The sequence below is a fragment of the Xenorhabdus santafensis genome (genome assembly GCF_033949405.1).
Classification (GTDB): Bacteria; Pseudomonadota; Gammaproteobacteria; order Enterobacterales; family Enterobacteriaceae; genus Xenorhabdus; species Xenorhabdus santafensis.
On sequence record NZ_VCDN01000410.1, the window covers coordinates 1 to 339 of the forward strand.

The following is a 339-nucleotide window of genomic DNA, read 5'->3' on the forward strand; positions in this document are numbered from 1 at the left end:
ATCTGAAGTAACAAAGAACAATCCTAACCATTTCAAAGCATTTTTCGTAGAAGCATTTGAATACTATAAAATAAATGACCATAATTACGCTGAACAACTAATTGAAAAAGGCTTAAAACTTAGTAACGACTTTAACAATCAAGAATTCCAACATCGTTTTAAAATCTTAAAAGCACTCAATAATAAAGTTCCTATATTAACTTTAGAAACATCAATTTCAGAAGGTATTACTTACTTTAAACAAGAAAAACTATGGGAATGTGTAAAAGAATATGCTGATATCTTAGCTCTAAGATTTTATGAAGAAAACAACCATAACAAAGCAAGTCAATATTTTTA

General features: G+C 26.8%; 1 protein-coding gene. It reads left to right on the forward strand.

Annotated elements, in window-relative coordinates; all coding sequences use genetic code 11:
- The coding region (locus tag FE392_RS22915; protein ID WP_319931983.1) for a hypothetical protein at positions 1–339 on the forward strand (339 nt) is incomplete at both ends.